This is a genomic window from Thermomicrobium sp. (assembly GCF_053493975.1).
This window is the reverse complement of the sequence record NZ_JBRBZA010000010.1, coordinates 83,932-90,057: the sequence shown is the minus strand read 5'-3', so window position 1 is coordinate 90,057 and position 6,126 is coordinate 83,932. Positions and strand designations below refer to the sequence as shown.

Annotated in this window: 5 protein-coding genes; 3 read left to right on the top strand and 2 right to left on the bottom strand. The window is 64.4% G+C overall.

The window, feature by feature from the left end; genetic code table 11:
* Positions 1-38 precede the first annotated feature (38 nt).
* The 3 genes from ACWIVK_RS02485 (at position 39) to ACWIVK_RS02475 (ending at position 3,096) form a co-directional block, all read left to right on the top strand.
* On the top strand, positions 39-1,598 hold the full coding sequence (locus ACWIVK_RS02485) for a 4-hydroxyphenylacetate 3-hydroxylase N-terminal domain-containing protein (protein WP_448574958.1): 1,560 nt from the start codon (positions 39-41) through the stop codon (positions 1,596-1,598).
* Positions 1,599-1,758: 160 nt separating this feature from the next.
* Positions 1,759-2,754, top strand: a complete 996-nt coding sequence (locus tag ACWIVK_RS02480) for a catechol 2,3-dioxygenase (protein WP_448574957.1) — start codon at positions 1,759-1,761, stop codon at positions 2,752-2,754.
* Between the two features lie 135 nt (positions 2,755-2,889).
* Positions 2,890-3,096 carry a tautomerase family protein gene (locus ACWIVK_RS02475; RefSeq protein ID WP_448574955.1) on the top strand — a complete coding sequence of 69 codons (207 nt, stop codon included), beginning with the start codon at positions 2,890-2,892 and terminating at the stop codon, positions 3,094-3,096.
* Between the two features lie 1,366 nt (positions 3,097-4,462).
* Here the strand turns inward: ACWIVK_RS02475 and ACWIVK_RS02470 are convergent.
* Together ACWIVK_RS02470 and ACWIVK_RS02465 are read right to left on the bottom strand one after the other, a co-directional pair.
* Positions 4,463-5,293, bottom strand: coding sequence for an ABC transporter permease (locus ACWIVK_RS02470; protein WP_448574954.1), 831 nt, complete (start codon positions 5,291-5,293; stop codon positions 4,463-4,465).
* A complete protein-coding gene (locus ACWIVK_RS02465) occupies positions 5,293-6,117 on the bottom strand; it encodes an ABC transporter ATP-binding protein (RefSeq protein ID WP_448574953.1) in 825 nt (274 codons plus the stop codon). The genes ACWIVK_RS02470 and ACWIVK_RS02465 overlap by 1 nt, the downstream gene beginning before the upstream one ends.
* Positions 6,118-6,126 lie beyond the last annotated feature (9 nt).

The window sequence follows — 6,126 nt, the reverse complement described above, 5'->3', positions numbered from 1 at the left end:
GTATCGAGACCGAGGCTTTTCGGCCACGGAGGTGTGGTATGGCCCAAGTCGTTGCCACGAGGCCGTTTACCGGCGAGGAGTATCTGGAGAGCCTGCGCGACGGCCGCGAAGTCTACGTCTACGGGGAGCGCGTCAAGGACGTCACGACGCATCCCGCTTTCCGCAACGCCGCCCGCATGGTCGCTCGCCTCTACGATGCCCTTCACGATCCCGCGAAGAAAGACCTCCTGGCCGTCGAGACCGACACCGGCAACGGCGGCTTCACCCATCCCTTCTTCCGCGCCCCCCGCTCGGCCGAGGATCTCGTCCGCGCCCGCGATGCCATCGCCGAGTGGGCCCGCATGACCTACGGCTGGCTCGGGCGCAGCCCGGACTACAAGGCGAGCTTCCTCGGCACGCTCGGCGCCAACGCCGGCTTCTACGAGCCGTTCAGCGAGAACGCCCGCCGCTGGTACCAGCTCGGCCAGGAGCGGGTCCTCTACTGGAACCACGCCATCGTCAACCCGCCGGTCGACCGCAACCGCCCACCCGACGAGGTCGGCGATGTCTACATGCACGTCGAGCGGGAGACCGACGGCGGCATCTACGTCTCCGGCGCCAAGGTGGTCGCTACCGGCTCGGTCCTGACCCACTACAACTTCATCGCCCACTACGGCCCCTTGCCGATCAAGGACAAGAAGTTCGCCCTCATCTTCACCGTCCCGATGGATGCACCCGGCGTCAAGCTGATCAGCCGGCCGAGCTACGAGTACACGGCCGCCGTCATGGGCAGCCCCTTCGACTACCCGCTCTCCAGTCGCCTGGACGAAAACGACGCCGTCTTCATCTTCGATAACGTCTTCGTCCCCTGGGAGAACGTCTTCGTCTACGGCGATGTGGAGAAGGTCAACGGCTTCTTCCCAGCCTCCGGCTTCATCCCGCGCTTCACCCTGCACGGTTGCACCCGCTTCGCCGTCAAGCTCGACTTCATCGCCGGGGTGCTCCTCAAGGCGATCGCCGTCACCGGGACCAAGGACTACCGCGGCGTGCAGGCCCAGGTCGGCGAAGTGATCGCCTGGCGTAACCTGTTCTGGGCGATCACCGACGCCATGTGCCGCAACCCGATCCCTTGGACCGACGGCTACGTGCACCCCAACCTCGAATACGGTGTCGCCTATCGCGTGCTGGCCCCGACCGCCTGGTCGCGCGTCCGCCAGATCATCCTCGACAACGTGGCCAGCGGCCTCGTCTATCTGCCCAGCCATGCCCTGGACTTCCAGAACCCGGCCGAGCGCCCCTACCTCGAGAAGTACGTGCGGGGCAGTGGCGGGGTCGATGCCCACGACCGGGTGAAGCTCATGAAGCTCCTCTACGACGCCACGATCTCGGAGTTCGCCGGGCGGCACGAGCTCTACGAGCGGAACTACGCCGGGAACCACGAGAACATCCGCTTGGAGACGCTCCTCGTCGCCGAAGCGGTCGGCACCGCCGAGCGGATGCGCGGCTTTGCCGAGCAGTGCATGGCCGAATACGACCTGGAGGGCTGGCTGGCCCCAGACCTGGTCAATAACGACGACGTCTCCTTCGTCCTCCGGCGCTTCCGGGAGACGCAAGGGTAAGCGTGCGGCGCCGCTCGCCCGGGCTGGCGGTTCCGGCGGGTCTCCCGCCAGCCCGGGAGCGGACGCCGGGGAAGGAGGAGAGGCCGCACGACGGGATCGGCACCCGCTCGCGTTCGCGCTGTCGGTCGTTTCGTAATGTGGCACAGTGGGAGGGAGTCCCATGAGCACGAATGGGCAGCCAGAACCACTCTTCGAGGTCGCTCAACTGGCCCACGTCGAGATCTACACCCCGGACCTCGACGGCACCCTCTGGTTCTTCAAGGATCTGCTCGGTCTCGAGGAAACCGAGCGGGCCGGCGACTCGGTCTACCTGCGCGCCTACGAGGACTGGTACCACCATACGCTCAAGGTCACCAAGCGCGACAAGCCGGGGCTCGGGCATGTCGCTTGGCGCACCACGTCCCCGCAAGCCCTGGAGCGGCGTGTCCAGGCCATCCAGGCCGCCGGGCTCGGCGACGGCTGGATCGAGGGGGACCGCGGGCACGGCCGCGCCTACCGCTTCCATACCCCCGATGGGCACCCGATGGAGCTCCTCTGGGAGGTCGCGTACTACAAGACCCCAGCCGAAGCCAAGACGAAGCTCATCAACCGGCCGCAGCGCCGCCCGCTGCGCGGCGTCCCGGTCCGCCGCATCGATCACGTCAATCTCCTGGCCAGCGACGTGACGACGAACAAGCAGTTCCTGATGGACGTCCTCGGTTTCCGGCTCCGCGAGAACATCATCCTCAACAACGGTGTCGAGGCCGGTTGCTGGCTCTCGGTCAGTCCGCTGGTGCACGAGATCGCCTTCATGCGCGACGGAACCGGTGCCAAGGGCCGCCTCCACCATGTCTGCTACTGGTACGGCTACCCGCAGCACCTGTCCGACATCGCCGACGTCTTCAGCGAGGTCGGGATCAAGATCGAGGCGGGTCCCGGCAAGCACGGGATCTCCCAAGCGATGTTCATGTACGTCTATGAGCCCGGCGGCAACCGGGTGGAACTCTTCGGTGACTGTGGCTACTTGATCTTCGACCCAGCCTGGCAGCCGATCACCTGGACGGAGGATATCCTCGCCCCCGGCATCATCTGGTTCGGCTCGCCGCTTCCCGCCGAGTTCTTCCTCTACGGCACCCCACCCGTCGAAGTCACCGAACCCGCTCGCGCCGACGACTGACCAGCCAGGAAATCGCGCCAGCGACGCCCGTCCCGCTCGATGAGCGGGACGGGTTCCTCTTGTCGAATGCTGAGCGGTTCTCAAGCGTACCCTGGCATGGTACGCTCGGAGCGTATGGCGAGAGGGGGTTGGACCATGCCGATGCTCGAGATCGTCGTGGCCCGTAAGGAACCGTTGACGATCGAGCAGAAACGCGCTTTCGCTCGAGAAGCAGTGGAGATTTTCCACAGCGTGCTCGGTACACCGCCCGGACGACTCCGCTTGGCCTTCTACGAGCTGCAGCCCGAAGAGAGCCTCGATCTCCTCGTCACGGAGTCTTCCGAGGATTCTCGTCGGCATTGAACGTGTCACGATCCCGAAAGGTCGTTATGCTGCGCGGTGCTGCGGCCGATGTTCCCGCGTTGCTGAGCTGCTTCTTTACGGACAAACCCTGCGATCTGTGCCTTCGCTCGAGCGGCAACCACCACTTCAAGAAACCGGCGCTTGGCATGCGGGCTCGGCCAGCAGAACGCACTACGGCCCGAGCGTGCAGCGAGCCTGAGCGAAGACTGTGGTCATGGCTTGAGGTAACACAATGTGTCTTGCGGTCTCCTCACCCTTCGTCGCTCGCGACGAGTCGCTATAAGGCGACCCACAAAGAAGTCACGCGTCGCAGGAGCCCGACATGGAGGCGTTGGGCCGTTCCCGACTGGTGTTCGGTGCTCCTCACGAGCCAGCGCTGTCGACCGAAGGCGTGCTTACTCGCGCTGACTTCCATCTCCGTTCGGAGACGAACGACGGTGCCCAGCATGTCCCGAGCCATCGCGTCCGAGCGACTTCCCGGCGAAAACGCGTACGTCGCCGAATCTGCACTGCCAGCACCGAGCGTGCCACACCGACGCTCGGGGGCATGCTCGATCAGCACTTGCCCTCCAGGCCCCCACCCAGCGAACGAGGCCGCACTCGTCGCGACATGCGGCCGGGGAAGAGGTGCGCCACGTCAAGCCCATTGCAGGCTGCCCGCAGCAGCCGCCGGTTCGATACCCGCTCGTGCGGCCGGTCAGCTGTTCGCTGCTCAAAGGCGCTTCGCCGGCGCTGTTACCAGGTGCTCTTGTCACTCGGCATCGAGACCCGGAGTCACCGGGAAACTCGGCGCGGGACAGCATGCCGTCGAGCCCGAACAGCCGAGACTCCATCGAGCCACACCGTACCTCATCGTCTGCAGGAAGGTTATCCGATCACACACCCGCTCACGTCCCGCATCGGTCCCAGTGTGCCAAACCGCGCGTAGCGAGCGGACGGAATATTCCTAAGTCTCTCAGATCGTTTCTCCTCCGATCGAACTCGTCTGGCGATCTCGCGGGTGCCCTACCGGACCGCATGACGATCCACACGAGTCGCCCGACCTACATGCGCGCCGACTACCTGAAGAAGATCGTCGATACCTCGAACGCGGATCACCGTGCCTCCTCCAGGGTCACGAACGCGACACGCGAAGGTTTCGGACCAGTGACCCGTGAAGCAACGACCGCGGGTCAGCTCAGCGTGTGAAGCATCGTTGGCACTCGACCCGGAGAGCACTCGAACCGCACAGCATCAGAAACTTCTTGGCCGGTACCGAGCAATCATTAGTAGGGCTGAGTTGAGTGCCGCTCGATCCGGGAGGGATCGACTACGACGACGCGCAGCGACAAGGAGCGCCGCTATCTCCTCGATACGTTGCTCACGCTCACCCTCGAGCCGTTCCCCGTTGCCACGGAACGAGGACTCGTCGCAGGAAGTCGACGAGTTGCACACTCGCGAAACCCAAGATGGCGGTCACGAAGAGCGTGGCCCAGAGCGATGACACGGAGAACGTCTGCCAGGCACTCCACAAGAGATAGCCAAGCCCATCACGCGCCCCGAGCATCTCCGCGAGCACCCCGAGAATGAGGCCCGTCCCGACACCGAGGCGCAATCCGGCTAAGACCAGCGGCATCGCCCCCGGTAGCGCCACCGTCCGGATCACGTCCCAGCGCTTCGCACCGAACGTCTTCGCTACATCGAAATAGACCGGGTTGATCGCGAGCACGCCCTCCATCGCATTCGTTACGGCGAGATAAAACACCCCGATCGCCACCATCGAGACCTTGGAACCTTCCCCGAGACCGAAGATCAGGAGCAACAGCGGGAAGAGTGCACTCTTCGGCAGCGGATACGTCGCCGCGATGATCGGATCGAGCGTCAACCGCAGCCAGCGCCATAAGCCCATGGCGAGCCCGATCAGTACCGCGGGTACACCACCGATGACCGTCCCGAGCAGCACGCGCCACAACGTGATCTTGAGATGATGCAGCAGCACGCCGGTCGTGATCGCATCCCAGAAGGCACCGACGATCGCACTGGGAGCGGGGAAGAAGCGTTGATCGACCCATCCTGCCCGAGCCGCCACTTCCCAGAGCGCGAGCAGCGCGACAGGCGAGAGCAGCTGGACAGCCGCTTCGGTCTTGACCCCTGCCTCAGGGAACCAGCGCCCGCGCCGCATGGTCGTCCGCTCGACTGTCGCTCTCCCTTCGACCATCATCCATGCTCCTGTGGTCCACGCCGTACCTCTTCGGCGATCAACCCCCAAATCTCTTCATAGAGTTCACCGTAGCGGGGATCAGCTCGTACCTCGACCACATCGCGGGGGCGCGGAAACGGGATCGGAATCACCCGCTTGACTCGCCCCGGCCGATGTGTCATCACTAAAACCTCGTCGCCGAGTGTGATAGCCTCGTCGATCGAATGCGTCACGAAGATGACGGTCTTTTGCTGCTCTTCGCAAAGACTCGAGACCTCCTGCTGCAGAATCGTCCGCATCTGCTCGTCCAGCGCCGAGAATGGCTCGTCCATGAGAAGCACATCAGGATCGACCGCGAAAGCCCGCGCGATCGAGACCCGCTGCTTCATGCCGCCCGAGAGCTGATGCGGATAGGCTCGTTCGAATCCGCTCAGCCCGACCTTGCGGATCCAGTGCGATGCCCGTTCCTCGATCTGCCGCCCTTGTACGCGGCGCAGCTTGAGGCCGTAGGCAACGTTGTCGCGCACCGTCAGCCATGGGAAAACCGACTGTTCTTGGAAGACCATGGCAAACGGCGGATGCCCATCGCGACTGGGACGCATCCAGACTTGGCCGCTGTCCTGTTGCTCCAAACCAGCCAGAATGCGAAGCAACGTCGTCTTGCCGCAACCGCTCGGCCCGACGACAACCAAAAAGCGGCCCTCTTGGAGCTCGAAGCTCACGCCATCCAGTGCCCGAAGTCGGCGCTTGCCATGAGCGAAATGCTTGATGACGTCAGCGACGCGCACGACAACGGCGCGCTCCGCTGTCGGAGGCGATGATGTGCCGAGGGCATCGCCCATAGATCCCTC

Excerpts from the sequence above, each read along its gene's own strand:
- ACWIVK_RS02485 (WP_448574958.1), top strand. The coding sequence starts at position 39 with ATGGCCCAAGTCGTTGCCACGAGGCCGTTTACCGGCGAGGAGTATCTG.
- ACWIVK_RS02480 (WP_448574957.1), top strand. The coding sequence starts at position 1,759 with ATGAGCACGAATGGGCAGCCAGAACCACTCTTCGAGGTCGCTCAACTG.
- ACWIVK_RS02475 (WP_448574955.1), top strand. The coding sequence starts at position 2,890 with ATGCCGATGCTCGAGATCGTCGTGGCCCGTAAGGAACCGTTGACGATC.
- ACWIVK_RS02470 (WP_448574954.1), bottom strand. The coding sequence starts at position 5,293 with ATGGTCGAAGGGAGAGCGACAGTCGAGCGGACGACCATGCGGCGCGGG.
- ACWIVK_RS02465 (WP_448574953.1), bottom strand. The coding sequence starts at position 6,117 with ATGGGCGATGCCCTCGGCACATCATCGCCTCCGACAGCGGAGCGCGCC.